The organism is Streptomyces sp. NPDC059371 (genome assembly GCF_042751995.1).
Taxonomy (GTDB): Bacteria; Actinomycetota; Actinomycetes; order Streptomycetales; family Streptomycetaceae; genus Streptomyces.
Genome location: NZ_JBHYXD010000105.1, coordinates 1 through 22838 on the forward strand (window position 1 = coordinate 1; position 22838 = coordinate 22838).

The 22838-nt window shown below is 71.8% G+C and carries 20 protein-coding genes; 11 read left to right on the top strand and 9 right to left on the bottom strand.

Annotated features, from left to right (window positions below; translation table 11 throughout):
- Nucleotides 1–224: 224 nt before the first annotated feature.
- From ACFXGX_RS36290 to ACFXGX_RS36320, 7 genes are all read right to left on the bottom strand, one after another.
- Entirely contained in the window at nucleotides 225–1430 is a 1206-nt protein-coding gene (locus ACFXGX_RS36290) for a TerD family protein (RefSeq protein WP_384800445.1), read from the bottom strand.
- 153 nt (nucleotides 1431–1583) lie between these two features.
- Nucleotides 1584–2573 (bottom strand): zinc-dependent alcohol dehydrogenase family protein, encoded by a 990-nt coding sequence (locus ACFXGX_RS36295; protein ID WP_384800367.1) that lies wholly within the window; start codon nucleotides 2571–2573, stop codon nucleotides 1584–1586.
- The gene (locus ACFXGX_RS36300; protein WP_384800370.1) at nucleotides 2570–3421 is read right to left on the bottom strand and encodes a carbohydrate ABC transporter permease; all 852 of its coding nucleotides are present in this window, start codon (nucleotides 3419–3421) and stop codon (nucleotides 2570–2572) included. Before ACFXGX_RS36300 ends, ACFXGX_RS36295 begins: the two co-directional genes overlap by 4 nt.
- The gene (locus ACFXGX_RS36305) at nucleotides 3421–4356 is read right to left on the bottom strand and encodes a carbohydrate ABC transporter permease (protein ID WP_384800373.1); all 936 of its coding nucleotides are present in this window, start codon (nucleotides 4354–4356) and stop codon (nucleotides 3421–3423) included. The genes ACFXGX_RS36300 and ACFXGX_RS36305 overlap by 1 nt, the downstream gene beginning before the upstream one ends.
- On the bottom strand, nucleotides 4353–5723 hold the full coding sequence (locus tag ACFXGX_RS36310; RefSeq protein WP_384800376.1) for an ABC transporter substrate-binding protein: 1371 nt from the start codon (nucleotides 5721–5723) through the stop codon (nucleotides 4353–4355). Before ACFXGX_RS36310 ends, ACFXGX_RS36305 begins: the two co-directional genes overlap by 4 nt.
- A gap of 173 nt (nucleotides 5724–5896) precedes the next feature.
- Nucleotides 5897–6667, bottom strand: a complete 771-nt coding sequence (locus tag ACFXGX_RS36315) for a DeoR/GlpR family DNA-binding transcription regulator (RefSeq protein ID WP_384800379.1) — start codon at nucleotides 6665–6667, stop codon at nucleotides 5897–5899.
- 363 nt (nucleotides 6668–7030) lie between these two features.
- Nucleotides 7031–7840: an NAD-dependent epimerase/dehydratase family protein gene (locus tag ACFXGX_RS36320; protein ID WP_384800382.1), complete on the bottom strand. Its 810-nt coding sequence runs from the start codon at nucleotides 7838–7840 to the stop codon at nucleotides 7031–7033.
- Between the two features lie 296 nt (nucleotides 7841–8136).
- Here ACFXGX_RS36320 and ACFXGX_RS36325 point away from each other — a divergent pair, with 296 nt between their 5' ends.
- Together ACFXGX_RS36325 and ACFXGX_RS36330 are read left to right on the top strand one after the other, a co-directional pair.
- Nucleotides 8137–9078, top strand: coding sequence for a 5-dehydro-4-deoxyglucarate dehydratase (locus tag ACFXGX_RS36325; RefSeq protein ID WP_384800385.1), 942 nt, complete (start codon nucleotides 8137–8139; stop codon nucleotides 9076–9078).
- Entirely contained in the window at nucleotides 9075–10259 is a 1185-nt protein-coding gene (locus tag ACFXGX_RS36330) for a hypothetical protein (protein WP_384800388.1), read from the top strand. Before ACFXGX_RS36325 ends, ACFXGX_RS36330 begins: the two co-directional genes overlap by 4 nt.
- 95 nt (nucleotides 10260–10354) lie before the next feature.
- On the opposite strand, the gene ACFXGX_RS36335 is transcribed toward ACFXGX_RS36330, so the two are convergent.
- Nucleotides 10355–11029 carry a hypothetical protein gene (locus tag ACFXGX_RS36335; RefSeq protein ID WP_384800391.1) on the bottom strand — a complete coding sequence of 225 codons (675 nt, stop codon included), beginning with the start codon at nucleotides 11027–11029 and terminating at the stop codon, nucleotides 10355–10357.
- A 247-nt stretch (nucleotides 11030–11276) separates the two neighbouring features.
- Entirely contained in the window at nucleotides 11277–12476 is a 1200-nt protein-coding gene (locus ACFXGX_RS36340; RefSeq protein WP_384800394.1) for a serine hydrolase domain-containing protein, read from the bottom strand.
- A gap of 481 nt (nucleotides 12477–12957) precedes the next feature.
- Between ACFXGX_RS36340 and ACFXGX_RS36345 the strand changes: the two genes are divergently transcribed.
- The 9 genes from ACFXGX_RS36345 to ACFXGX_RS36385 all read left to right on the top strand — a co-directional run bounded on the left by ACFXGX_RS36345 (nucleotide 12958) and on the right by ACFXGX_RS36385 (nucleotide 22774).
- The gene (locus ACFXGX_RS36345; protein ID WP_384800397.1) at nucleotides 12958–13545 is read left to right on the top strand and encodes a TIGR03086 family metal-binding protein; all 588 of its coding nucleotides are present in this window, start codon (nucleotides 12958–12960) and stop codon (nucleotides 13543–13545) included.
- Between the two features lie 426 nt (nucleotides 13546–13971).
- Nucleotides 13972–14628, top strand: coding sequence for a GntR family transcriptional regulator (locus tag ACFXGX_RS36350; RefSeq protein WP_384800400.1), 657 nt, complete (start codon nucleotides 13972–13974; stop codon nucleotides 14626–14628).
- Nucleotides 14625–15533, top strand: coding sequence for a dihydrodipicolinate synthase family protein (locus ACFXGX_RS36355; protein ID WP_384800403.1), 909 nt, complete (start codon nucleotides 14625–14627; stop codon nucleotides 15531–15533). Before ACFXGX_RS36350 ends, ACFXGX_RS36355 begins: the two co-directional genes overlap by 4 nt.
- Complete coding sequence (gene araD, locus ACFXGX_RS36360) at nucleotides 15521–17251, top strand: L-arabinonate dehydratase (RefSeq protein ID WP_384800406.1); 1731 nt, start codon at nucleotides 15521–15523, stop codon at nucleotides 17249–17251. The genes ACFXGX_RS36355 and araD overlap by 13 nt, the downstream gene beginning before the upstream one ends.
- A gap of 103 nt (nucleotides 17252–17354) precedes the next feature.
- Nucleotides 17355–18290, top strand: coding sequence for a carbohydrate ABC transporter permease (locus ACFXGX_RS36365; RefSeq protein ID WP_384800409.1), 936 nt, complete (start codon nucleotides 17355–17357; stop codon nucleotides 18288–18290).
- Entirely contained in the window at nucleotides 18287–19192 is a 906-nt protein-coding gene (locus ACFXGX_RS36370) for a carbohydrate ABC transporter permease (RefSeq protein WP_384800412.1), read from the top strand. The genes ACFXGX_RS36365 and ACFXGX_RS36370 overlap by 4 nt, the downstream gene beginning before the upstream one ends.
- Nucleotides 19189–20370: a Gfo/Idh/MocA family protein gene (locus ACFXGX_RS36375; RefSeq protein ID WP_384800415.1), complete on the top strand. Its 1182-nt coding sequence runs from the start codon at nucleotides 19189–19191 to the stop codon at nucleotides 20368–20370. The genes ACFXGX_RS36370 and ACFXGX_RS36375 overlap by 4 nt, the downstream gene beginning before the upstream one ends.
- Entirely contained in the window at nucleotides 20367–21209 is an 843-nt protein-coding gene (locus ACFXGX_RS36380) for a PmoA family protein (protein ID WP_384800418.1), read from the top strand. Before ACFXGX_RS36375 ends, ACFXGX_RS36380 begins: the two co-directional genes overlap by 4 nt.
- Entirely contained in the window at nucleotides 21209–22774 is a 1566-nt protein-coding gene (locus tag ACFXGX_RS36385; protein WP_384800421.1) for a family 43 glycosylhydrolase, read from the top strand. The genes ACFXGX_RS36380 and ACFXGX_RS36385 overlap by 1 nt, the downstream gene beginning before the upstream one ends.
- Nucleotides 22775–22838 lie beyond the last annotated feature (64 nt).

A 22838-nucleotide genomic window follows, 5' to 3' on the forward strand; every position in this document is an offset into this window, starting at 1 on the left:
GGGTGAGGGGTGGGCGTCGGTGGCGACGGGCATCGATGTACCGGCACGTCCCCTCGCGCCGGATCCCGGCTGCGGGTGCGAAATTTTAGCCCCTCCGGCGTTTGAGGAGCGGGGTCTGGGGCGGAGCCCCAGGGTATGGGTCGGGTAGGGGCGGAGGGGGCGAGGGGAACGGGGTGCCGGAACCGGGCCGGATTCTCGCCCCCGGCCATGGGGGGCGCCGTGGGTCAGAGGGACTCGGCTGCCGGCTTCACCATGCCGCGGACCGTGCGGGACTTGACGAAGTTGCCCATCGCCGTCATGTCCCACTCTCCGGAGAACTGCTTGATCAGCTTGGCCATCATCACGCCCGTCTGGGCCTCGGCGTTGGTGAGGTCGAAGCGGACGAGTTCCTCGCCGCTGGCGGCGTCGATGAGGCGGCAGTAGGCCTTGGCCACCTCGGTGAACTTCTGGCCGGAGAAGGAGTTGACCGTGAAGACCAGGCCGGTGACCTCCTGGGGAAGACGGCCGAGGTCGACGGTGATCACCTCGTCGTCCCCGCCGCCCTCGCCCGTGAGGTTGTCGCCGGAGTGCTTGATCGCGCCGTTCACGATGGAGAGCTTGCCGAAGTAGCAACTGTCGATGTGGTTGCGCTGCGGGCCGTACGCGATGACCGAGGCGTCCAGGTCGATGTCCTTGCCGCGGAACGCCGGCTCCCAGCCGAGGCCCATCTGGACCTTGGAGAGCAGCGGGGCACCGCCCTTGACCAGGGACACCGTCTGGTTCTTCTGGAGGCTGACCCGGCCCTTGTCCAGGTTGATCTTGCCGGGGGCGGCGGCGGGCGGCGCCGGGGGCATGGGCGGGACCGGGGGAGCGGCCGGGGACTGCGGGGCGGAGAAGCGGGGGTCCGCGGCCGGGGCCGGGGGCTGGGCCGTGGGGGAGGGCTGGGCGGCCGGGGCGGGCTCCTCCACGCTCACGCCGAAGTCGGTGGCGATGCCCGCCAGGCCGTTCGCGTAGCCCTGGCCGACCGCGCGGGCCTTCCAGACGCCGTTGCGGAGGTAGATCTCGACGATCACGAGGGCCGTCTCCGTGCCCAGCCGGGGCGGGGTGAAGCTGGCCAGGACCGTGTTGTCCGCCGCGTTGCGGATCGTGGCCGTCGGTTCGATGCCCTGGAACGACTGCCCCGCCGCGTCGGGGCTCGCCGTGACGACGATCTTCTCGATGCCCGGGGGCACCGCGGCCGTGTCGACGGTGATCGCGTCGGGCGCGGTGCCGCCGCCCGACCGGTAGGTGACACCGGGGCCGGTGGGCTGGTTGTAGAAGATGAAGTCGTCGTCGGAGCGCACCTTGCCGTCGGCGGTGAGCAGCAGGCTCGAAACGTCGAGCCGCACCGGGGCGGTGACGTCCACCGTCACGCGGGAGACGGGGAGAGGGATGTTCGAGCCGGGCGTCATAGCTGTCATGACTGGGGTAACGAGCGGGGGGGCTTTACCGTTCCCTTACCCAAGGGTGAAGAGGGGGAAGGAGGGGGGAGAGGGAGGGGGAGGCGTGGCCTTCCGGGGGTGGGGGTGGGGGCGGCCGGTCGTCCGGTTCCGGGCACATGAGTCTCAGGGCACTACGACGATCTTGCGGCCCACGCCCGACGCGAACCGTTCCAGTGCCTGCGGGTAGCTCGTCAGGGGGAGGCGGTCGCTGATGAGGACGGACGGGTCGAGGACGCCCGCGGCGAAGAGTTCCGCCGCGCGTTCGAAGCTGTGCAGGACGGCCATCGAACCGGTGATGGTGATCTCCTGGTTGTAGATGCGGTACGGGTCTACGGTGACCCGGGTCGCGTAGTCCGCCACGCCGAACTGGAGGAAGGTCCCCGCCTTCGCCACCCGGTCCAGCCCGTCCTGGATCGCCGCCGCGTTCCCGGTCGCGTCGACGACCACGTCCCAGCCCTGGGGGCGGTCCAGCTCGTCGGCGTTCGCCGCGGCCGCGGAGACGCCTAGCAGCCGGGCGGTGGCCAGCCGTTCGGGGTTCACGTCGACGACGTCCACGCTCGCCGCGCCGGTGCGCTTGGCGAGCTCCAGCATCATCAGGCCCATCGTCCCGGAGCCGTAGACCAGGATGTGGGCGCCGAGCCGGGACCGCAGGACGTCGTAGCCGCGGACGGCGCAGGAGAGCGGTTCGATCAGGGCCGCGTCCTGGGTGGCGACGTGTTCGGGGAGCTTCACGCAGTTGGCGACGGGTGCGGTCGCGTACTGGGCGGCGCCGCCCGCGGTGGTCACGCCGATCGCGGCCCACCGCTCGCAGAGGTTGCTGTGGCCCGTACGGCAGTAGCGGCACTCGTGGCAGTACAGGGACGGGTCGACGGCCACCCGGTCGCCGACCGCGAGCTCGGTCACCCGGGTGCCGACGCCGACCACCGTGCCCGCGAACTCGTGGCCCGGCACGATCGGCAGCTCGGGCGCGAACTCGCCCTGGAGGATGTGCAGGTCGGTGCCGCACAGGCCGCAGGCGGCGACCTCGACCACGACCTCGCGGGGGCTCGGCGTCGGGTCGGGGACCTCGGCCACGACGGCACGGCCCACGGACTCGATGACTGCGGCCTTCATTTCACGGCTCCGAGCGACAGGCCCTGGACCAGTTTGTCCTGGGCGGCGAACCCCGCGGCGAGCACCGGAAGGGAGACGACGAGCGACGCGGCGCACACCTTCGCCAGGAACAGGCCCTGGCTGGTGATGAATCCGGTCAGGAAGACGGGGGCGGTCCCGGCGACCACACCCGTGAGCACCCGGGCGAACAGCAGCTCGTTCCAGCTGAAGATGAAGCAGATCAGGGCCGTCGCCGCGATGCCGGGGAGGGCGATGGGGGCCACGACACGGCCCAGGACGGTCGGCAGCCGGGCGCCGTCGAGCTGGGCCGCCTCGATCACCGCGACGGGGACCTCGGCGAGGAACGACTGCATCATCCACACCGCGATCGGCAGGTTCATCGAGGTGTAGAGGACGACCAGCAGCCAGATGTTGTCGAGCGTGCCGGTGTTCTTGGCGAAGAGATAGATCGGGAGGAGGCCCGCCACGACCGGCAGCATCTTCGTCGACAGGAAGAAGAACAGGACGTCCGTCCACTTCTTCACCGGGCGGATCGAGAGGGCGTACGCCGCCGGGAAGGCCAGCAGCAGGACGAGGAGGGTCGAGGCCACCGACGCGACCGTGGAGTTGACGAGCGCGGGCCAGGGGCTCGCGCCGCCGCCCGTGCCGAAGAACTCCCGGTAGCCGTCGAGGGTCAGGGCCGCGCCGAAGGCCGGCGGGTTCTTCGCCGCGTCCGGTTCGGAGTGGAAGGACGTCAGGGCCATCCACGCGATGGGCAGGAAGAACAGGATGCCGAGCGCCCAGGCGGCCAGGCCCAAGCCGGTTCCCCTGGCGCGGCGGGGGCGGAGGCGTGTCGTGGTGGTACTCATCAGCGGGACCCCTCCTCGCGGAACAGGGACGACACCACGCGCAGCGCGAAGGTCGCGATGACGATGGAGCCGATGACCACGAGAACGCCCGCGGCGGAGGCGAGGCCGTTCTCGTGGGCCTGGTAGAAGCTCTGGTACACGGTGTAGGGCAGGTTGGCGGTGCCCAGGCCGCCGGAGGTGATCGTGAAGACCGCGTCGAAGTTCTGCACGATGTAGATCGAGCCCAGCAGCGCCCCCAGTTCGAGATAGCGGCGCAGGTGGGGGAGGGTGAGATGGCGGAACACCTGCCAGTCGTTCGCGCCGTCCACGCGCGCCGCCTCGATCTGCTGGTGGTCGCGGCTCTGCAGGCCGGCGAGCAGGATCAGCATCATGAACGGGGTCCACTGCCAGACCAGGGACGCCTCGACCGCGAGCAGCGGGGTGTCCGAGATCCAGTCGGGCGCCGGGCCGCCCACGTAGTGCAGCAGACCGTTCAGCAGGCCGTATTCGGGGTTGTACAGCACGTGCTTCCACAGCAGGGCCGCGGCGACCGGGACCACCAGGAACGGTGCGATCAGCAGGGTGCGGACGATGCCGCGGCCCCGGAACCGCCGGTCCAGGAGCAGGGCGAGGACCAGGCCGAGGACGAGACTGACGAGGACCACGGTGACGGTCAGCAGGACCGTCGTCCAGACGGAGTGCCGCAGGCCCGCGTCGGTCAGCACCTCCGTGTAGTTGCCGAAGCCGGTGAAGCGGCGGGCCTTCGGGTAGAGGGCGTTCCAGTCGAAGAACGAGATCACCAGCGTGGCCACGAAGGGCAGTTGCGTCACCGCGATCATGAAGATCAGGGCCGGGAGCAGGGGGCCGCGGGCGGCCCAGGCACGCAGCCGGGCCGACGGCCGGCCGTGGGTGCGTACGGGGGGAGCGGCCACGCGGGCCGTTGTCGTGGCGGTCATCGGCCCTCGTACTCCTTGGAGATGTTCTCGGCGAGTTCCTGGGACGTGTTCAGGGCCGCGTCGACGGACTGGCGTCCGGCGATGGCCGCGCTGATCTCCTGGGAGACCTTGGTGCCGAGGTCGGTGAACTCGGGGATGCCGACGAACTGGATGCCGGGTGCGGGGCGCGGCTGGACGCCGGGGTCGCGCGGCCGGGCACCCTCGATGGCCTGGCGGGTCATGTCCTGGAAGGCCGCGGCCTCTTTGACGTAGGCGGCGTTCGTGTACGTCGAAGCGCGTTTGCCCGCCGGGACGTTCGACCAGCCGGCGGTGTCGCCGACCAGTTGCTCGTAGCCCTTGCCGGAGGCCCAGGAGATGAACTTCCAGGCCTTGTCCGGGTTGTGCGAGGCCTTCTGGAGTCCCCAGGCCCAGGTGTAGAGCCAGCCGGAGGACCCGGTCTTCTCGACGGGGGCCGGGACGTAGCCGAGCTTTCCCCTGACCGGGGAGTCCTTGGCCTCCAGCAGGCCCGCGGCGGAGGTGGCGTCGTACCACATGGCCGTCTTGCCCTGGGTCATGTTGTTCAGGCACTCGGCGAAGCCGGACTGGGCGGCGCCGGACTCGCCGTGCTCGCGGACGAGGTTCACGTAGAACCTGGTGGCCTTCTCGAACTCGGGGGAGTCCAGGCGTGCCTTCCAGTCCTTGTCGAACCAGGTGCCGCCGAAGGTGTTGACCACGGTGGTGAGCGGGGCCATGACCTCGCCCCAGCCGGGCAGACCGCGCAGGCAGATGCCCTTCATACCGGGCTCGGCGCCGTCCGCCTTCGCCGCGAGGCCGGCGACCTGCTGCCAGGTGGGGTGCGCGGGCATCGTCAGGCCCTTCGCGGCGAACACGTCCTTGCGGTACATCAGGAAGGACGACTCGCCGTAGAACGGCTGCCCGTAGAGCTTTCCGTCGGCGGCCGTCAGCGACTGCCGCATGGGCTGGAGGATGTCCCGCTCGTCGTATCCGCTGTCCTGGCGGACGTACGAGTCCATCTCGTGCAGCCAGCCGTTGCGGGCGTAGATCGGTATCTCGTAGTTGGAGAGGGTGGCGACGTCGTACTGTCCCGCCTGGTTGGCGAAGTCCTGGCTGATCTTGTCGCGGACGTCGTTCTCCGGCAGGACGGTGAAGTTCACCTTGATGCCGGTCTCCCGGGTGAAGTGGGCCTTGGTGAGCTTCTGCAGCTCGACCATCTGCGGGTTGTTGACCATCAGGACGTTGATGGAGTTCCCGCCGGAGCCCGACCCGCCCGCTCCGGTCCAGCAGCCGGAGAGGAGCGGGGAGAGCAGCGTCCCTGCGGCGGCCGCGGCGAGCAGTGCGCGCGGCCTCCGCCGGCTCGGGGTTCGCATGGATCACTCCTGGGGATGGGAAGAACAGGGAAGAACAGGAAGGAACAGGAAGATTTGGGGTGGGGTGAGGTGTGGGGGTGCCTTGGGAGCGACCCTGGGGCCGGGGGAGAGGGGGAGAGGGGGAGAGGGGGGAGCGGGTGGTCGGTCGTCGGGGGCTTGGGGCGGCAGGGCTTTCAGACGCGGATGACCTGGGGGCCCAGCAGTGAGTAGCGGTGTGCCTCGGAGGCCGGGAGAAGGGTGCTGGTCACGATCGTCTCCAGGGCGCCGATGCCGGCGAACCGGCAGAAGCTGACGGCGCCGAACTTGGTGTGCACACCGGCGAAGACCGTGCGCCGGGAGGCCCTGATCGCCTGCGCCTTGACCTCGCTGACCGCCGGGTCGGGGGTGGTGAGGCCGTGTTCGCGGGAGATGCCGTTGGCGCCGATGAACGCGAGGTCGATGACGAAGCCGGCGAGCATCTTCGTCGTCCAGTGGTCGACGGTCGCGAGTGTGCCGGGGCGGACCCGGCCGCCGAGCAGCAGGACGCTCGTGTTCTCGGCCCCGGCGAGCGCCCCGGCGGTGGCGAGGGAGGCGGTCACCACGGTCAGCGGCCGGTCCCTGGGCAGGGCTTCGGCGATGAGCTGCGGGGTGAACCCCTCGTCGACGAAGACGGTCTCGGCGTCCCGGGCCAACTCGGCCGCGGCGGCGGCGATCCGGCGCTTCTCGGGCACATGGCTCGTGGTGCGGAAGGCGAGCGTCGTCTCGAAACCGGCGCTCTCCACGGGGTAGGCGCCGCCGTGGGTGCGACGCACCAGCCCGTGGTTCTCCAGGGTGCGCAGATCCCGTCGTACGGTCTCCTTCGCGACGCCCAGTTCGACGGCGAGTCCGGTGACCTCGACCGAGCCCGTGCGGCGGGCGGTCCGGACGATCTCTCGCTGCCGCTCCTCCGCCGTCCTGTCCGTCATCCCGTCACCCGCTCCCTCGCGCACCGTCGCGCACTGCCCGTTCGGACCCGGTGGGGCCCATGAGGGAAGTTCTACAGCGGGTGTCCGTCACTGACCAGGCCTGTTGCGGGCCCGATGCTGCCCGGCTGTGCCCGTTCGGCGCCGCGGCCGCCCGCGGCGGACCTGGGGCGGAGCGGGGGGAGCGGTGGGATCGGGCAGGGGTCGTGCCCGAACGCGGGGGCGGGCGGGCCCGTTCGCTGCCCGCCCGCCCCTCGCCGGGCGGTTCCGCTCTCCGCCCGTTCCCTCGCCGGGCGGTCCGCTGTCCGCCCGTTCCTGCGCCGGGCGGACCGCTGTCCGCCCGTCGTCCCCGCCTTTCGGCCGTGGTCAGTACGGCCAGATCGGCGGGTGCGTCGTGAAGTGCCCGCCCAGGTGGGCGTGGTCCGGGTTGGCGGGGTCGAGCTCCCCCTGTTCGGCGATGAGCTTCTCCGCGTACGGCTCGGAGTCGTCGCGCGGTTCGTAGCCGAGGGCCCGCGCCGACGAAAGGTCCCACCACAGACGGGTGTTGGCGGACGAGCCGTAGACGACCGAGTGACCCACATCCTTCGCGGTCAGGGCTGCGTGGAAGAGGCGGGCGCCGTCCTCGGGGCTCATCCACACCGAGAGCATGCGCACACTCGTCGGCTCCGCGAAGCAGGACCCGATGCGCACCGAGACGGTCTCCAGGCCGTGCTTGTCCCAGTAGAGCTGGGCGAGGTCCTCGCCGAACGACTTGGAGAGCCCGTAGAAGGTGTCGGGGCGGCGCGGGGTGTCGACCGGGATCAGGGGGCCGTCGCCCACCGGGCGCGGGGTGAAGCCCACCGCGTGGTTGGAGGAGGCGAAGACGACACGGCGTACGCCCTCCTCGCGCGCCGCCTCGTACAGGTTGTACGTCCCCTCGATGTTGGCCTTGAGGATCTTGTCGAAGGAGGCCTCCAGGGAGATGCCCGCGAGGTGGACGATCGCGTCGACGCCCCGTACCGCCTCGCGCAGCGCCGCCCGGTCGGCGAGGTCCGCGGTGATCGCCTCCGGTTCACCCTCGACCGGGAGCATGTCGAGCAGGCGCAGCTCGTAGCCGTACTCCGGCAGCAGCCCGCGCATCAGGGTGCCGAGTCCGCCGGCGGCGCCGGTGAGCAGAACGGTGCGGGGAGCGGGCATGGGGGTCTCCTCCGTGCGGGCGGGGATGTCGGGGCCGGGTGCCGCGGGCGGTCGGCGGGGCAGTTGGCGGGACTCTGCCAGTCAGTCGTATGCGTGTATGTCATTCACATTCATGGACACGCTAAGGAGCGTCGGCGTGCCGCGTCAAGTGTCGCGCGGAGGGGGGAAATCCGCCTTCGAGTCGCGGGTTTGCGTGCTTGACCGGCCCCGAGGCGGCGGCTTAGCGTGGGCAAGTTCAGAGATATGGACATGGATCAGAAACATGCACTCGATGGGCACCTTTTAAGGGAGAGTCCGTGACGTCAGCCCCTCTTGCCGCTCGGCTGAGCATCCCCAGCGGGCCGCTCTTCTTCCCCGTCACCGCGTACGGCCCCGACGGCACCGTCGACCCCGGCGTCTACCGGGAGCATGTCCGGCGCGGTGTCGAGGCGGGCGCGGCGGCGGTCTTCGCCTGCTGCGGCACCGGCGAGTTCCACGCGCTCGTGCCCGAGGAGTTCGAGACCTGCGTACGAGCCGCGGTGGAGGCGGCCGAGGGACGCGTCCCGGTGATCGCGGGCGCCGGATACGGAACCGCTCTCGCCGTGCGCTACGCGCGCCTCGCGGAGGCCGCCGGGGCCGACGGGCTGCTCGCCATGCCGCCGTATCTCGTGACGGCCGGGCAGGAGGGGCTGCTCAGGCACTACCGGGAGATCGCCGCCGCCACCTCCCTCGACGTCATCGTCTACCAGCGCGACAACGCCGTCTTCACTCCCGCGAGCGTGGTCGAACTCGCCCGCACCGAGGGGATCATCGGCTTCAAGGACGGGCTCGGCGACCTGGACCTGATGCAGCGGATCGTCAGCGCCGTACGCAGCGAGGCGCCCGGCGACTTCCTCTACTTCAACGGTCTGCCGACGGCCGAACTGACCGGGCTCGCCTACCGGGGACTGGGGATCACGCTCTACTCCTCGGCGGTCTTCTGCTTCGCCCCCGAGGTCGCGCTGGCCTTCCACCGCGCCCTGAACACCGGGGACGACGCCACGGTGAACCGGCTGCTGGACGGCTTCTACCGGCCCTTCGTCGACCTGCGGGCGCGGGGGCGCGGCTACGCGGTCGCCCTCGTCAAGGCGGGCGTGCGGCTGCGCGGACTGGACGTCGGCGAAGTCCGGCCCCCGCTGCACGAACCGGCCGAGGACCACGTCAAGCAGCTCGCGCAGCTCATCGACCGCGGGTACGCGCTCATCGAGGAGGGCAGGTGAGGACGTCCGCGTTCCTCTACCCCTGGGACGTCGACGGGGACCCGGAGGCCGCCGCCAGGACCGCGGCTCTCGGCGTCCGCCAGGTGACGCTCGCGTCCGCCTATCACTCCACGCGCGCGCTGACCCCCCGCCATCCGCGGCACCGGATCGTCACCGCCGCGCACGCCGCCGTGCTCTTCCCCGTGGACGAGGCGCGGTGGCGGGGCCGGGACCTTCGTCCGTACCCGGCCGGAGACTGGGCGCCCGGTGACGCGTACGGCGAGGCCGCCGCCGCGCTCGCCGGGGCGGGGCTCGACGTCCACACCTGGGTCGTGCTCGCGCACAACTCCCGTATGGGGGAGGAACATCCGGCGACCTCCGTCGTCAACGCCCATGGGGACCGCTACCCCTGGGCCCCCTGCGTCGCCCAGCCCGCCACCCGCGCCTACCTGGCCGACCTCGCGGTGGAGGCCGCGGTCCGGCCCGGTGCCACGGGTACGGAACTGGAGTCGCTCGGCTGGTACGGGCTCGCCCATCTGCACGCCCACGACAAGACCGGCGGGGTGCCGCTCGGGGACGCCGGGCAGTATCTGATGTCCCTCTGCTTCTGCGCTGTGTGCGCGGACGGCTACGGCCGACAGGGCCTGGACGCCGAGGAGTTGGCGTCCTTCGTGCGCGGGGCGCTGGAGCCGGTCTGGCGGGGGGAGCCGTCCGGTGGCGGCTGGGCCGGGGTGGAGAAGCTGCTCGGGGCGGGGACCGCGGCGGCCACCCGCGCCTGGCGCGACCAGGTGGCCCGCTCGCTCCAGGAGGAGACGGTCTCGGCGGTCCGTTCCGCCGCGCCGGCCGGGTTCCAGGTGCTGCTGCACGCCGACCCGGTCTCCTTCCACTGCGGCGCCAACGCCGGGGTGGACCCCGGGCACATCCTGTCCGTGGCCGACGGTGTGGTCGTGCCGTGCACCGGAGGCGCGGGCCCGCTGACGCCGTTCGCGGACGTGGTGCGGGCGGGGGCGCGGGGGAAGGTGCTGGCCGCCAACTTCACCGTGGTGTCCGGGATGGGGGGCCGGCCGGACGGTCTGGCGGCCGACGCGGCCCGCGCGGCCGAGCTCGGAGCCACGGAACTGCGGCTGTATCACGCGGGGCTGGCCTCGGACGCCGATCTGGAGGCCGTGCGGGGGGCGTTGGCGGGGCTGGACACGACCTAGAGGGGGCTTGTGACTCCTCGGCCCTGCCGCGGGACCTCATCGCTCCGCCCCCGCTGCCCCGGACGGGGGCGGAGGGGGTGGAGCGGGTCGTGCCTTCAGCCCTTCACCGTGCGGGCGGTGATGTCGCCGTGGGCGGTGGTCGCGTGGATCGTCAGGCCGGGGGTGGCGCCGGTGTTCGTGAGCGAGTTGCTGATCCGGCCGAGGGTGGTGCCGGCGTCCAGGACGGCGGAGACCCCGGGGGCGGCGCCGACGGTGATGTCCCCCATCTGCGTGCTCAGCGTGAGCGTTCCGCCTGCGGCCTCGCTGACGGTCAGGTCGCCCTTCTGCGTGCTGATCTCGGCGGGGCCGTGCAGGCGGCCGACGGAGATGTCGGCGTCGAGGCCGGTCAGGCGGACGCTGTCCGCCTCGTCGAGCTCGACCGAGCGGTGGCCGCCCTCGAAGGTGACCTCGCCGAGCCGTCCCACGCCGCGGAACTCGGCGGCGGCCGCCTTCGCCTCGACACGGGAGCCGGCCGGAAGCCGCACGGTCACGTCGACGGACCCGGACGGGCCGAGGCCCCGGCTCCTCGCCCCCGGGATCTCCACGCGCAGGACGCCGTCGGCGTAGGAGACCTCGGTCTGCTCCGCCGCCTTCACGTCGCGGCCCTTGGAGGCGTCGGCGGGCAGGACCTCGACGGTGGTGTCGGTGCGGTCGGCGGCGATGAAGCGGATGTGTCCCGCCGGGATGTCGATGATCGCGGAGACGGGGGCGGTGGTGTCGAACTTCTGCATGATGCTCTCCATGGTCTGCGTCGCGTGCGTTCCTGTGTTTCTGACATTGGAAACGCTACGTTGCATTCGAGGATCGGGCAACATGCTTGTTGCGTATTTCTGTTGTTCTTGCAGGTGGATGCCGAGATTTCATTGCAATGATTCCGGCTCTAACGCAACGTCTACAGGTCAGGATGTTGCAACGAGGTGAAGGTGAACGCTCTGCGGGGAGTGGCGCCCGGACTCTCCGGGCGCCCGCCGGCACGCGTCAGTCCTTCAGCAGCGCGCAGACGAAGTTCTCCTCGACCGTCCGCAGCCGCTCCAGCAGCGCGGGCTTGTTCGTCTTGTTCACCTGGGTGGTGAGCGTGAACGTCAGGGACCGCCGGCCGTCCGGCGTGGCGGCGATCAACTGGGTGTAGCCGGGGAAGTTGCCGGTGTGGCCGAGGACCACTCCGCAGCGGGTGGAGTAGCGGAAGATCGCCGCTCCCGCCTTGTTCCCGCCGGGACCCGCCGGCTCGGAGGCCCCGTCGATCCATCGGCGCTGCTCGCGCAGGGTGGCCTTCGAGATCAGCGCCCCGCCCGCGTATCCGCGGATGAAGCGGGTCAGGTCCGCCGGGGTCGAGACGATCCCGCCCGACGCCCACACGCCCGACGCGCTGAGCGCCTCGCTGACGTCCTCCGGGGGATTCGGCGGTGTGACGTCGTAACCGTGCATGTACGGCTCGGGCAGCTCGTAGCCCTGCGGGAGGCTCGTGTCGCGCAGGCCGAGCGGCCGGTAGACGAGGTCCCGCAGCAACTGCTCGTAGGGCCGGCCCGTGACGGCCTCGGCCATCAGCGCGACCGCGATGTTGTCCGAGTTCGAGTACTGGTACTTCGATCCCGGCCGGAACAGCAGTGGTTCCCCGGCCACGAAGTCGAGCAGCCGGCGCGAGTCGAAGTGGTGGCGCGGATCGGCGGTGAGGATCCTGAGGAACTCGGGGTCCTGTGAGTAATCGGGCAGCCCGCTGGTGTGGTTCAGGAGCTGGCGCAGCGTCACGGCACGCCACTGCCGGGGCAGGGACGGCAGCCGGCGGCCGATCGTGTCGTCGAGGGAGAGCGCGCGCCGGTCCACCAGGCGCAGGGCCACGGCACCGCTGAACGCCTTCGCCGTGCTCGCGATCCGCGTGTGGTCGTCCGGGTCGATCGGACGTCCGCCGTCCAGGTCGGCGACCCCGGCGCGCACGATGCGGGACTCGCCGCCGCGGCGCAGGACGGCGATGACTCCGGGCGGGCCGCCGGGGCTGCGCACCAGCTCTTCGAGCTGCTGCCGCAGGGCGCGGTCGCGGTCGCGGTCCGCGGACCCGGAACCGGAGCCGGAGCCGGAACCGGAACCGGCGTCGGCCGGTCCGGACACGGCGCCGGTCAGACAGGCGGCGGCCAGCAGGGCGCCGAGGGACGTACGGAGCCGGGGGCGGCGGGGCAGTGACATGGGGGGTCTCCCGAGTCGGGCGGGGCCAGGGCACGCCCAGCTTCGGTCCCCGGTGATCCGCCCGCCTGCGCCGCTGCTGCATACGGAGGAGCGGGCGGCCGGATGCGGGGCCGTCCGGCCGACCCGGTGCGGCAACCTTCGGTCCTGGGAACCGATGAGTTTCCGGTACGGACGGGGTCTACCCCACGGGAGTGCACCCACGGGCCCGCCCCATGGGCTGCGCTCGCGGGTGTGCGCCCACGGGTGCACCGGTGGGCTGCGCTCGCGGGTGTGCGCCCACGGGAGCACCGGTGGGCTGCGCTCACGGGTGTGCGCCCACGGGTACACCGGTGGGCTTGGCTCACGGGTGTACCCCGAGGGCCCATCCCGCGGGACTCGCGAGCGAAGGTGCCTCGACGGGTCCCGCTCACGGGAGCGACCCATGGTCCCGTGGGTCCCCGAACCGGACAAGCAGACGAATACGCGTACTGAGGAGAATCGGATGACCGGCCAGACCTTCGACTTCGGGCCGCAGGCCCTCGTCGTGGCGCGCCTCGCTGAGGGTGTCACGGACGCGCAGCTCGACGGGGCGACCCCCTGTCCGCAGTACGCGGTGCACAACTTGCTCGGGCATCTGGCCGGACTGGCCGTCGCCTTCCGCGATGCCGGGCGCAAGGACCTGGGCCCGACGACCGACACCAGCCCCACCGTCGCCGTGCCCGACATCGAGCCGGGCTGGCGGGAGGCCCTGCCGAAGGCGCTCGACGAACTCGCCGACGCCTGGCGGGACCCGGCAGCCTGGACCGGCACGACCCGGGCGGGCGGAGTGACACTCCCGGCCGAGGTCGCGGCGGCCGTCGCCGCCGACGAACTGGTCGTGCACGGCTGGGACCTCGCGCGGGCCACCGGCCAGGACTACGCACCCGACGAAACCGCCCTGCGGGTGACGCACCAGTTCCTCACGGGCGTGGCCGACGACCCGACCCGCGTCGGGGGCATCTTCGGTCCCGTCGTCCCGGTGTCCGACGACGCACCGCTCCTCGACCGCGTGATCGGCCTCAGCGGCCGTGACCCGGACTGGAAGCCGTAACGGAAGATCTGTTCACGCGAGCACACGCGTCCAGGCGCCCCTCGACGCGTCACGGGCCGCCCGCCGAGCGGGCGGCCCGTTCGTGTACCCCGGGACCGCATCGCGCGAGCGAACATCCGAAGCGCCTCGCCCCAGGGTGTGCCGAGCGGCCGTTCGCGCCGGCCCGCCACGCGAAGGGATCCGGGAGGTTCGCGCCGGCCGCCACGCGAAGGGATCCGGCAGGTCCGGGCCCAGCGGCCCCCCGCGTCCCGCGAGTCTCCACAACTTCCTTTGCCGGAAGCGTTGACGAAACACGGTCACGCTCCTACCTTCAACGCGTCGTACTTCGTACGTCATATATGAGACGCGATACACGAGATCGGGAACCGGCGTCCACGGCCGGCGCCCGCCTCCCGTGATCCGAGACGTGAGACCAGAGAGGCGCGCATGACCTCTGTGCCCACCCCGATCCCGTCCCGCACGCAGTTCGTGCTGGAGGGGATCAAACACCGCATCCTCACCGGGCAGTTGACCCCAGGACAGGCCCTGGTCGAGACCGACCTCGCCGCGCAGTTCGGGGTGTCGAAGACCCCGGTGCGCGAGGCGCTCAAGACCCTGGCCGGCACCGGGCTCGTCGTGATGAACCAGTACAAGGGCGTCACGGTGCGCATGGTGGACGCGGACATGGCGCGCGAGGTGTACGACGTAAGGCTGCTCCTCGAACCCGAGGCGCTGCGGCGGGTGGTGCGCCGGAAGGCGTCCCTGGACGCCGCCCGCGACGCGCTCACCCGTGCCGACGGCGCCGCCGACACCGCCGAACGGTCCCTGGCCAACCGGGAGTTCCACCGCGCCCTGTACGCACCCTGCGGCAACCCGCTGCTCGGCCGGATGCTCGACGAGGTGCGCGACCAGGCGGCCCTCGTCTCGGCGGTCGCCTGGGCCTCCGACCCCTCCTGGGAGCGGGAGGCGAGCGAGCACCGGGAGATCCTCCGCCTCGCCCTCGACGGTGACGCCGACGGCGCGGCCGCGGCACTGCACGCGCACATCGCCTCGTTCGTACGACGGGCCTTCCCGCAGGGCCGGGAAGAGGACGGACAGGAATGACAGCGACGTTCGAGACCCAGCGGGCGGCACTCGCCGAGGTCGTGGCGATCCCGGTGACACCCTTCGCCGAGGACGGCACGATCGACCGGGACGCCCACCGGGCCCTGCTGCGCCGGCTCATCGACGGCGGCGTCCGCACCCTCACCCCCAACGGCAACACCGGCGAGTTCTACGCCCTCACCCCCGAAGAGCGCCGCACCATAACCGAGTTGACCGTCGAGGAGGCCGTCGACCGCGCGGCCGTCCTCGTCGGCGTCGGACACGACCTGCCCACCGCCGTCGCCTCCGCACGGCACGCCCGCTCCCTCGGCGCACCGATGGTGATGGTCCATCAGCCCGTGCATCCCTACGTCTCGGAGGGCGGCTGGGTCGACTACCACCGGGCGATCGCCGAGTCCGTTCCGGAGCTGGGCGTCGTGCCGTACATCCGCAATCCGGTGCTCGCGGGCTCACGGCTCGCCGAACTCGCGGACGCCTGCCCGAACGTCGTCGGCGTGAAGTACGCCGTCCCCGACGCGGCGCGCTTCGCGTCCTTCGCGCGGGACGCCGGCCTCGACCGGTTCGTGTGGGTGGCCGGACTCGCCGAGCCCTACGCCCCCTCGTACTTCTCCGCCGGCGCCACCGGGTTCACCTCGGGCCTGGTGAACGTCGCCCCGGCCGTCTCGCTGAACATGATCGAGGCGCTCCGGTCCGGCGACTACCCGGCCGCGATGAAGGTCTGGGAGCGGATCCGCCGTTTCGAGGAACTGCGCGCCGCCGACGCCTCCGCCAACAACGTCACCGTCGTCAAGGAAGCCCTCTCCTCGCTGGGCCTGTGCCGTCGTGACGTGCGCCCGCCGAGCCGGCCGCTGACCGCGAACGAGCGGTCCGAGGTCGCCGCCATAGCCGCCGGATGGTCCCTGTGAAACGGCCCGAGGATCTCAGAAGCCATCAGTGGTACGGCACCCACGGGCTCCGCTCGTTCAGCCACCGGGCCAGGACCCGGCAGCTCGGCTACCTCCCCGAGGAGCACCTGGGCAAGCCGGTCGTCGCGATCCTCAACACCTGGTCCGACATCAACCCGTGCCATGTGCACCTGCGGGACCGCGCCCAGGCCGTCAAGCGGGGAGTGTGGCAGGCCGGCGGATTCCCGCTCGAATTCCCGGTGTCCACGCTGAGCGAGACGTTCCAGAAGCCGACCCCGATGCTCTACCGCAACCTGCTCGCGATGGAGACCGAGGAACTGCTGCGGTCGTATCCGGTGGACGGGGCCGTGCTGATGGGCGGCTGCGACAAGACCACGCCCGCGCTGCTGATGGGGGCCGCCTCGGTCGACCTGCCGACCGTCTTCGTGCCCGCCGGGCCCATGCTCCCGGGCCACTGGCGCAACGAGGTCCTCGGCTCCGGCACCGACATGTGGAAGTACTGGGACGACAAGCGCGCGGGTCTCATCGGGGACTGCGAGATGACCGAGCTGGAGAGCGGGCTCGCCCGGTCGCCGGGGCACTGCATGACGATGGGCACCGCGTCCACGCTGACGGCCGCCGCGGAGGCGCTCGGCGTCACCGTCCCCGGCGCGTCGAGCATCCCCGCCGTCGACTCCGGACACGACCGGATGGCGGCCGCGGCGGGACTCCGGATCGTCGAACTCGTCCACAAGGACCGGACGTTGTCCGACATCCTCACCGCGGAGGCCTTCGCGGACGCGGTCACGACGGTGCTCGGCATCGGCGGTTCGACGAACGCCGTGATCCATCTGATCGCCATGGCCGGACGGGCCGGTGTCACCCTCAACCTGGACGACTTCGACCGGATCGCCCGGACCGTGCCCGTCCTCGCCGACGTCCGGCCCGGCGGACAGAAGTACCTCATGGAGGACTTCCACTTCGCCGGCGGCCTGCCCGGGTTCCTGTCCCGGATCACCGACCTGCTGCACCTGGACCGGCCCACGGTGTCCCACGACAGCCTGCGCGAGCAGCTCGCGGGCGCCCGGGTCCACGACGACGACGTCATCCGCACCCGGGACAACCCGGTCGCGGCCGAGGGCGGAGTGGCCGTCCTGCGCGGCAACCTCTGCCCCGACGGCGCCGTCATCAAGCACATCGCCGCCGAGCCGCACCTGCTGAAGCACACCGGTCCCGCCGTCGTCTTCGACGACTACCGCACGATGCAGCGGACCATCGACGACCCGTCGCTCGGCATCACCGCGGACAGCGTCCTCGTGCTGCGGGGCTCCGGCCCCAAGGGCGGCCCGGGCATGCCCGAGTACGGGATGCTGCCCATCCCCGGCCATCTGCTGAAGCAGGGCGTCCGGGACATGGTGCGGATCTCCGACGCCCGGATGAGCGGCACGAGTTACGGCACCTGCGTGCTGCACGTGGCACCCGAGTCCCACGTCGGCGGCCCGCTCGCCCTCGTACGGAGCGGGGACCCGATCACCCTCGACGTCGCGGCACGCTCGCTCCGGCTCCACGTGGACGACGCGGAGCTGGAGCGCAGACGGGCCGCGTGGACTCCGCCGCCCGCCCGCTACGAACGCGGCTACGGCGCGCTCTACAACGACCAGATCACCCAGGCCGACACCGGCTGCGACTTCGCGTTCCTGGCCCGCCCGGGCAAGGTGCCGGACCCCTACGCCGGCTGAGGCCCCCCACGACCGCACACGGAAGGCACCGCCCGACCCATGAGCGCTTAGCAAGCGCTTCCTGCACTCGCTGTATCTGCCCCACTGCGAACGGAGAACAGTCATGGCCCAAGCCGCAGCCGTGGCGAAACCGCCCGCGCCACCCCGGCGGCACCGTGCCTCCGCGACCCCGCGCAGGCTGCCCTATCTGCTGATCGCCCCGGCGGCGCTGCTGATGCTGGGCTTCATCGCCTACCCCGTCATCAGCGTCTTCTACTACAGCCTGCAGAACTACAACCCGACCAAACCATGGCGCAACGGCTACGCGGGCCTCGGCAACTTCACGCACGCCTTCACCGACGACCCCCAGTTCTGGGACACGCTGACCTTCAGCGCGAAATGGGTCGTCGTCGAGGTCGGCCTCCAGCTCCTGTTCGGCCTGGCGCTCGCGCTGATCGTCAACCAGACCTTCGTCGGCCGGGCGGCCGGGCGCGCGCTGGTCTTCTCGCCCTGGGCCGTCTCCGGCGTGCTGACCTCGGCGATCTGGGTGCTGCTCTACAACTCCCAGACGGGCATCACCCGTTACCTCGCCGACGCGGGCATCGGCTCGTACGGGACGAGCTGGCTCTCGGACCCCTCCACCGTCTTCCCGGCGGCCGTGGTCGCGGACCTGTGGCGCGGGGTCCCCTTCTTCGCGATCCTGATCCTCGCCGACCTCCAGTCCGTCTCCAAGGACCTGTACGAGGCCGCGGAGGTCGACGGAGCGAGCCGCCTCCGCCAGTTCCTGCACATCACGCTGCCGCACCTCAAGGACGCGATCATCCTCTCCACGCTGCTGCGCGCCGTGTGGGAGTTCAACAACGTCGACCTGCTCTACACCCTCACCGGCGGCGGACCCGCGGGCGAGACGACGACCCTCCCGCTCTACATCGCCAACACCAGCGTCGACGCCCACAACTTCGGCTACGCCTCCGCCCTCACCACGGTCGCGTTCGTGATTCTGCTGTTCTGCTCGATCGTCTATCTGCGGCTGAGCAAGTTCGGAGGCGGGGACAAGTGATCACCAAGGACGCCGGGACCATCGCCCCGGCCGCACCCGCCGCCCCGCCCGTCGAGGAACCACGCCCGCGCGCGGCGAGGAAACGGCGCGCCTGGGACGAGGCCCCGCGCTGGCAGATCTACGTCCCCCTGGGCGCGTACCTCCTCTTCACCCTGGTCCCGTTCTACTGGATCCTGCTCTTCGCGCTGCGCCCCGCCGGATCCACCTCCCTCGTGCCCTGGCCCATGACGCTGGACCACTTCGACAAGGTGTGGACCGAGCGCAGCTTCGGGACCTACTTCCAGAACAGCGTGATCATCGCCGTCGCCACCCTGGTGATGACCACGCTCGTCGCGCTCGCCGGCGGCTACGCGCTCGCCCGCTTCGACTTCAGGATCAAGCGCGGCTTCATGCTCGCGCTGCTCTGCTCCCAGTTCGTGCCGGGCGCCCTGCTCCTGGTCCCGCTCTTCCAGATCTTCGCCGAACTCCGGATGATCAACTCGCTGGTCAGCGTCGTCATCGCCGAGACCGTCTTCCAGCTGCCGCTGTCGATGATCCTCATCAGCGGCTTCATCCGGAACGTGCCCTACACCCTGGAGGAGGCCGCCTGGGTGGACGGCTGCAACCGCTTCGACGCCTTCCGGATCGTCGTCCTCCCGCTGCTGCGGCCAGGACTGATCGCCGTCGGCTCCTTCGCCTTCGTACACGCCTGGAACCACTTCCTGTTCGCCCTGATGTTCCTCAGCGACCAGAGCAAGCAGACCATCCCGGTCGGCCTCAACACCCTGCTGAGCTCCGACAGCGTCGACCTCGGCGCGCTCGCCGCGGGCGGCATCATCGCCGCCGTCCCCGTGGTCGTCGTCTTCGCCTTCATCCAGAAATGGCTGATCACCGGATTCAGCGCCGGGGCGGTGAAGGGATGACCACCCCCTCGCGCCAGGGCCGCGACCGGCACCCGGCCGGCACGCCGCTGCCCATCGTCCTCGCCGGGGCCCGGGGCCACGGCCGCTGGCACCTGGACAACATCCGCCGGCTCCAGGACAAGGGCCTGGTGCGCCTCGCCGGGGTCTGCGAGCTGAACCCGCTCACCGAGGAGGAACTGGGCGGACAGCACGTCGAGCAGTCCGCCGACCTCGGGGCGCTCCTCGACTCCACCGGCGCCGCCGTCGCGGTGATCTGCACCCCCATCCCCACCCACACCGACCTCGCGCTGACCGCCGCGCGCAGGGGCGTCCACCTGCTCCTGGAGAAGCCGCCCGCGCCCTCCTACGCCGAGTTCCGGCGGATGGCCGACGGCGTCGCGGCGTCCGGAGCCGTCTGCCAGATCGGCTTCCAGTCGCTCGGCTCGCACGCGGTGCCGGCGATCAGGAAGATGATCACCGAGGGCGTGCTCGGCCGGGTCACCGGAATCGGCGGGGCCGGCGCCTGGGTCCGCGACGAGGCCTACTTCCGTCGCGCGCCCTGGGCGGGCAGGCGCCGGCTCGACGGCGCCGACGTCGTCGACGGGGTCCTGACGAACCCGCTGGCCCACGCCGTCGCCACGGCCCTCGCGCTGGACGGCTCGACCCGCGCCGAGGACGTCACCGCCGTCCGGACCGAACTGCTGCGCGCCAACGACATCGAGTCCGACGACACCTCGTGCGTACGGGTGACGACCACCGGGGGCCGGATCACCGTCGCCGCCACACTCTGCGCCGAACGCCCCGGCGAACCGTACGTCCTGGTGCACGGCACGGGCGGCCGGATCACCTTCTGGTACAAGCAGGACCGGGTGCTCGTGCAGCGGTCCGGACACGGCCCCGAGGAGATCCGGTACGGCCGCACCGACCTGCTGGAGAACCTGGCCGGGCATCTGACCGGCGGCGCCGACCTGCTGGTCACGCCCGATTCGACGGGCGCCTTCATGAAGGTCGTCGAAGCCGTCCGGCAGGCCCCCGACCCGGTCGCACTGCCTCCGGCCGCCTGGCGGACTGTCCCCGGCGAACGACGCCGGGTCGTGCCCGGCATCGACGGACTCGTCGCGGCCGCCGCCGACACCCTCGCCCTCTACTCCGAACTCGGCGCCTCCTGGGCGCGCCCGAAAGAGGTGAGCTCCGGATGAACGACGACTCGATGGCCTTGCGGATCGGTGGCCGCCCCGTCGCCCGCTACGTCACCCGGCCCGCGCTGCCGGCCCGGCTCTCGCCGCGCCCGTACCTGCACCCCGTCACCACCCTGGCCGGCACGGCCGTCACCGAGACCGGTCCGGCCGATCACACACACCACCTCGGCGTCGGTGTGGCCGTACCCGACGTCGAGGGGCACAACTTCTGGGGCGGACGCACCTACGTCCGCGACCAGGGGCCGGCCGAGCTCGACAATCACGGCATCCAGCGGCACACCGGCTTCCAACTGCGCGACCCGGACGGCTTCGTGGAGGAGCTGCGCTGGACGGCCGCGGGCGCCGAACTGCTGCGGGAACGCCGTACGGTCGCGGCCGTCGCCCTCACCGACAGCGCCTGGGCACTGGACTTCACCTTCTCGCTCACGAACATCACCGGGCGCGGCCTCTCGATCGGCAGCCCCGCCACCAACGGACGGCCCGGCGCGGCCTATGGAGGCTTCTTCTGGCGGGCCCCCAAGGAACAGGACGCCCCGCGCGTGTTCACCGCCGACGCCGAGGGCGAGGAAGCGGTGCACGCGCGCCCCGCCGACTGGCTCGCCCTCGCGGGAGCCGGCTGGACGCTCGTCCTCGCCGGGGCGACCGCCGGGACCCGCCGCGACCCGTGGTTCGTCCGCGCCGCCGAGTACCCGGGCGTCGGTTCCTCGCTCGCCTCCGACCGGCGGCTCACCGTCGCGGCGGGAGACACGCTCGTACGCCGGGTCGTCACCGTCGTCGCCGACGGCGCCCTCGACCGGACCGGGGCCGCCGCGCTGGTCCGCAAGGCGGTGAGCCCCTGATGGCCCTGCCCTCCGCCGACCTCGGTGACGGCACGTACCGCAACCCCGTCCTCGACGCCGACTGGTCCGACCCCGATCCGCTCCGCGTCGGCGACGACTTCTACCTCACCGCCTCCAGCTTCGGCCGCGCCCCCGGCCTGCCGCTGCTGCACTCCCGGGACCTGGTGAACTGGACCCTCGTCGGCCACGCCCTCCAACGCCTTGAGCCTGCGGGCGAGTTCAGGAATCCCCAGCCCGACCGCGGTGTGTGGGCGCCCGCGTTGCGCCATCACGACGACCGCTTCTGGATCTTCTGGGGCGACCCCGATCATGGCATCTTCCAGGTCAACGCCCCGCAGATCAGAGGCCCTTGGACCCGGCCGCACCTGGTGAAGGAGGGCCGGGGGCTCATCGACCCCTGCCCGCTGTGGGACGAGGAGACCGGCGAGGCCTATCTCGTGCACGCCTGGGCCAAGTCCCGTTCGGGAGTGAAGAACCGGCTCACCGGACACCGGATGTGCCCCGACGGCACCGCCCTGCTCGACGAGGGGAAGGTGATCGTCGACGCCGACCTGATCCCCGGCTGGTTCACCCTCGAAGGACCCAAGGTCTACCGCCACGACGGCTGGTTCTGGATCTTCGCGCCCGCCGGGGGAGTCGAGACCGGCTGGCAGGGCGCCTTCCGGTCGCGCGGCTTCTTCGGGCCCTACGAGGAGCGGGTGGTGCTGGAACAGGGGAACACCCGCGTCAACGGCCCGCACCAGGGCGGCTGGGTGCGCACGGCGGCGGGCGAGGACTGGTTCGTGCACTTCCAGCAGCGCGGGGCCTACGGGCGGGTGGTCCACCTCCAGCCGATGCGCTGGGGCGCGGACCGCTGGCCGGTGCTCGGCGACCGGGGTGCCCCCGTGGGCGTCCACCGCAAGCCGGACCTGCCGGACCAGCCGCCGTCCGCGCCCGCCACCGACGACGACTTCCCCGGTGGCCGTTTCGGGCGCCAGTGGCAGTGGACCGCCAACCCCCAGGACGGCTGGGCCACCCAGCACTCCGGCGACGGACTGCGGCTGACCTGTGTCCGTACGGCGGACGCCCACGACCTGCGCCGACTGCCGCACGTCCTCACCCAGCGGATGCCCGGCGCGGCGGCCACCGTCCAGGTCGACCTGCGCCTCGGCGGCGAGGAGCCCGGGGCGCGGGCCGGGCTCGTGGTGCTCGGGGACGCGTTCGGCTGGATCGGGCTTCAGCGCGGGCCGGGCGGATCGGTTCGGCTCGTGCACCGGTTCGCCGAGACCGCGGCCGTCGGGGCGCCCGCCGTGCGCTCGGGGCGGTGCGAGGGCGAGCGGGACGCCGCTTCGGCACGCCCGGCGCCCGAGGGCCGGGCCCGGCTGTGGATCGAGATCGGCGCGGGAGCCCGCTGCCGCTTCTCCTACGACGTCGGCGGCGGCCGGCAGCCCTTGGGGCAGGTCTTCGCCGCGACCGGCCGGCGCTGGACCGGCGCCCTGCTGGGCCTGTTCGCGCTCGCGCCGTCCGGCGCGGGGCACGCGGGGGCCGCCACCTTCACGCGTTTCCGAGTCACCGCGGCCCCCTGAGGGTCACCGTCCGTCGTTCGTCCGTCGTTCGTCAGCGTTCGTCAGCCGTTCGTCCGCCTGTTGG

Coding starts and splice junctions, on each gene's coding strand:
- ACFXGX_RS36290 (WP_384800445.1), bottom strand. CDS start 1,430: ATGACGCCCGGCTCGAACATCCCTCTCCCCGTCTCCCGCGTGACGGTG.
- ACFXGX_RS36295 (WP_384800367.1), bottom strand. CDS start 2,573: ATGAAGGCCGCAGTCATCGAGTCCGTGGGCCGTGCCGTCGTGGCCGAG.
- ACFXGX_RS36300 (WP_384800370.1), bottom strand. CDS start 3,421: ATGAGTACCACCACGACACGCCTCCGCCCCCGCCGCGCCAGGGGAACC.
- ACFXGX_RS36305 (WP_384800373.1), bottom strand. CDS start 4,356: ATGACCGCCACGACAACGGCCCGCGTGGCCGCTCCCCCCGTACGCACC.
- ACFXGX_RS36310 (WP_384800376.1), bottom strand. CDS start 5,723: ATGCGAACCCCGAGCCGGCGGAGGCCGCGCGCACTGCTCGCCGCGGCC.
- ACFXGX_RS36315 (WP_384800379.1), bottom strand. CDS start 6,667: ATGACGGACAGGACGGCGGAGGAGCGGCAGCGAGAGATCGTCCGGACC.
- ACFXGX_RS36320 (WP_384800382.1), bottom strand. CDS start 7,840: ATGCCCGCTCCCCGCACCGTTCTGCTCACCGGCGCCGCCGGCGGACTC.
- ACFXGX_RS36335 (WP_384800391.1), bottom strand. CDS start 11,029: ATGCAGAAGTTCGACACCACCGCCCCCGTCTCCGCGATCATCGACATC.
- ACFXGX_RS36340 (WP_384800394.1), bottom strand. CDS start 12,476: ATGTCACTGCCCCGCCGCCCCCGGCTCCGTACGTCCCTCGGCGCCCTG.
- ACFXGX_RS36345 (WP_384800397.1), top strand. CDS start 12,958: ATGACCGGCCAGACCTTCGACTTCGGGCCGCAGGCCCTCGTCGTGGCG.
- ACFXGX_RS36350 (WP_384800400.1), top strand. CDS start 13,972: ATGACCTCTGTGCCCACCCCGATCCCGTCCCGCACGCAGTTCGTGCTG.
- ACFXGX_RS36355 (WP_384800403.1), top strand. CDS start 14,625: ATGACAGCGACGTTCGAGACCCAGCGGGCGGCACTCGCCGAGGTCGTG.
- araD (WP_384800406.1), top strand. CDS start 15,521: ATGGTCCCTGTGAAACGGCCCGAGGATCTCAGAAGCCATCAGTGGTAC.
- ACFXGX_RS36365 (WP_384800409.1), top strand. CDS start 17,355: ATGGCCCAAGCCGCAGCCGTGGCGAAACCGCCCGCGCCACCCCGGCGG.
- ACFXGX_RS36375 (WP_384800415.1), top strand. CDS start 19,189: ATGACCACCCCCTCGCGCCAGGGCCGCGACCGGCACCCGGCCGGCACG.
- ACFXGX_RS36380 (WP_384800418.1), top strand. CDS start 20,367: ATGAACGACGACTCGATGGCCTTGCGGATCGGTGGCCGCCCCGTCGCC.
- ACFXGX_RS36385 (WP_384800421.1), top strand. CDS start 21,209: ATGGCCCTGCCCTCCGCCGACCTCGGTGACGGCACGTACCGCAACCCC.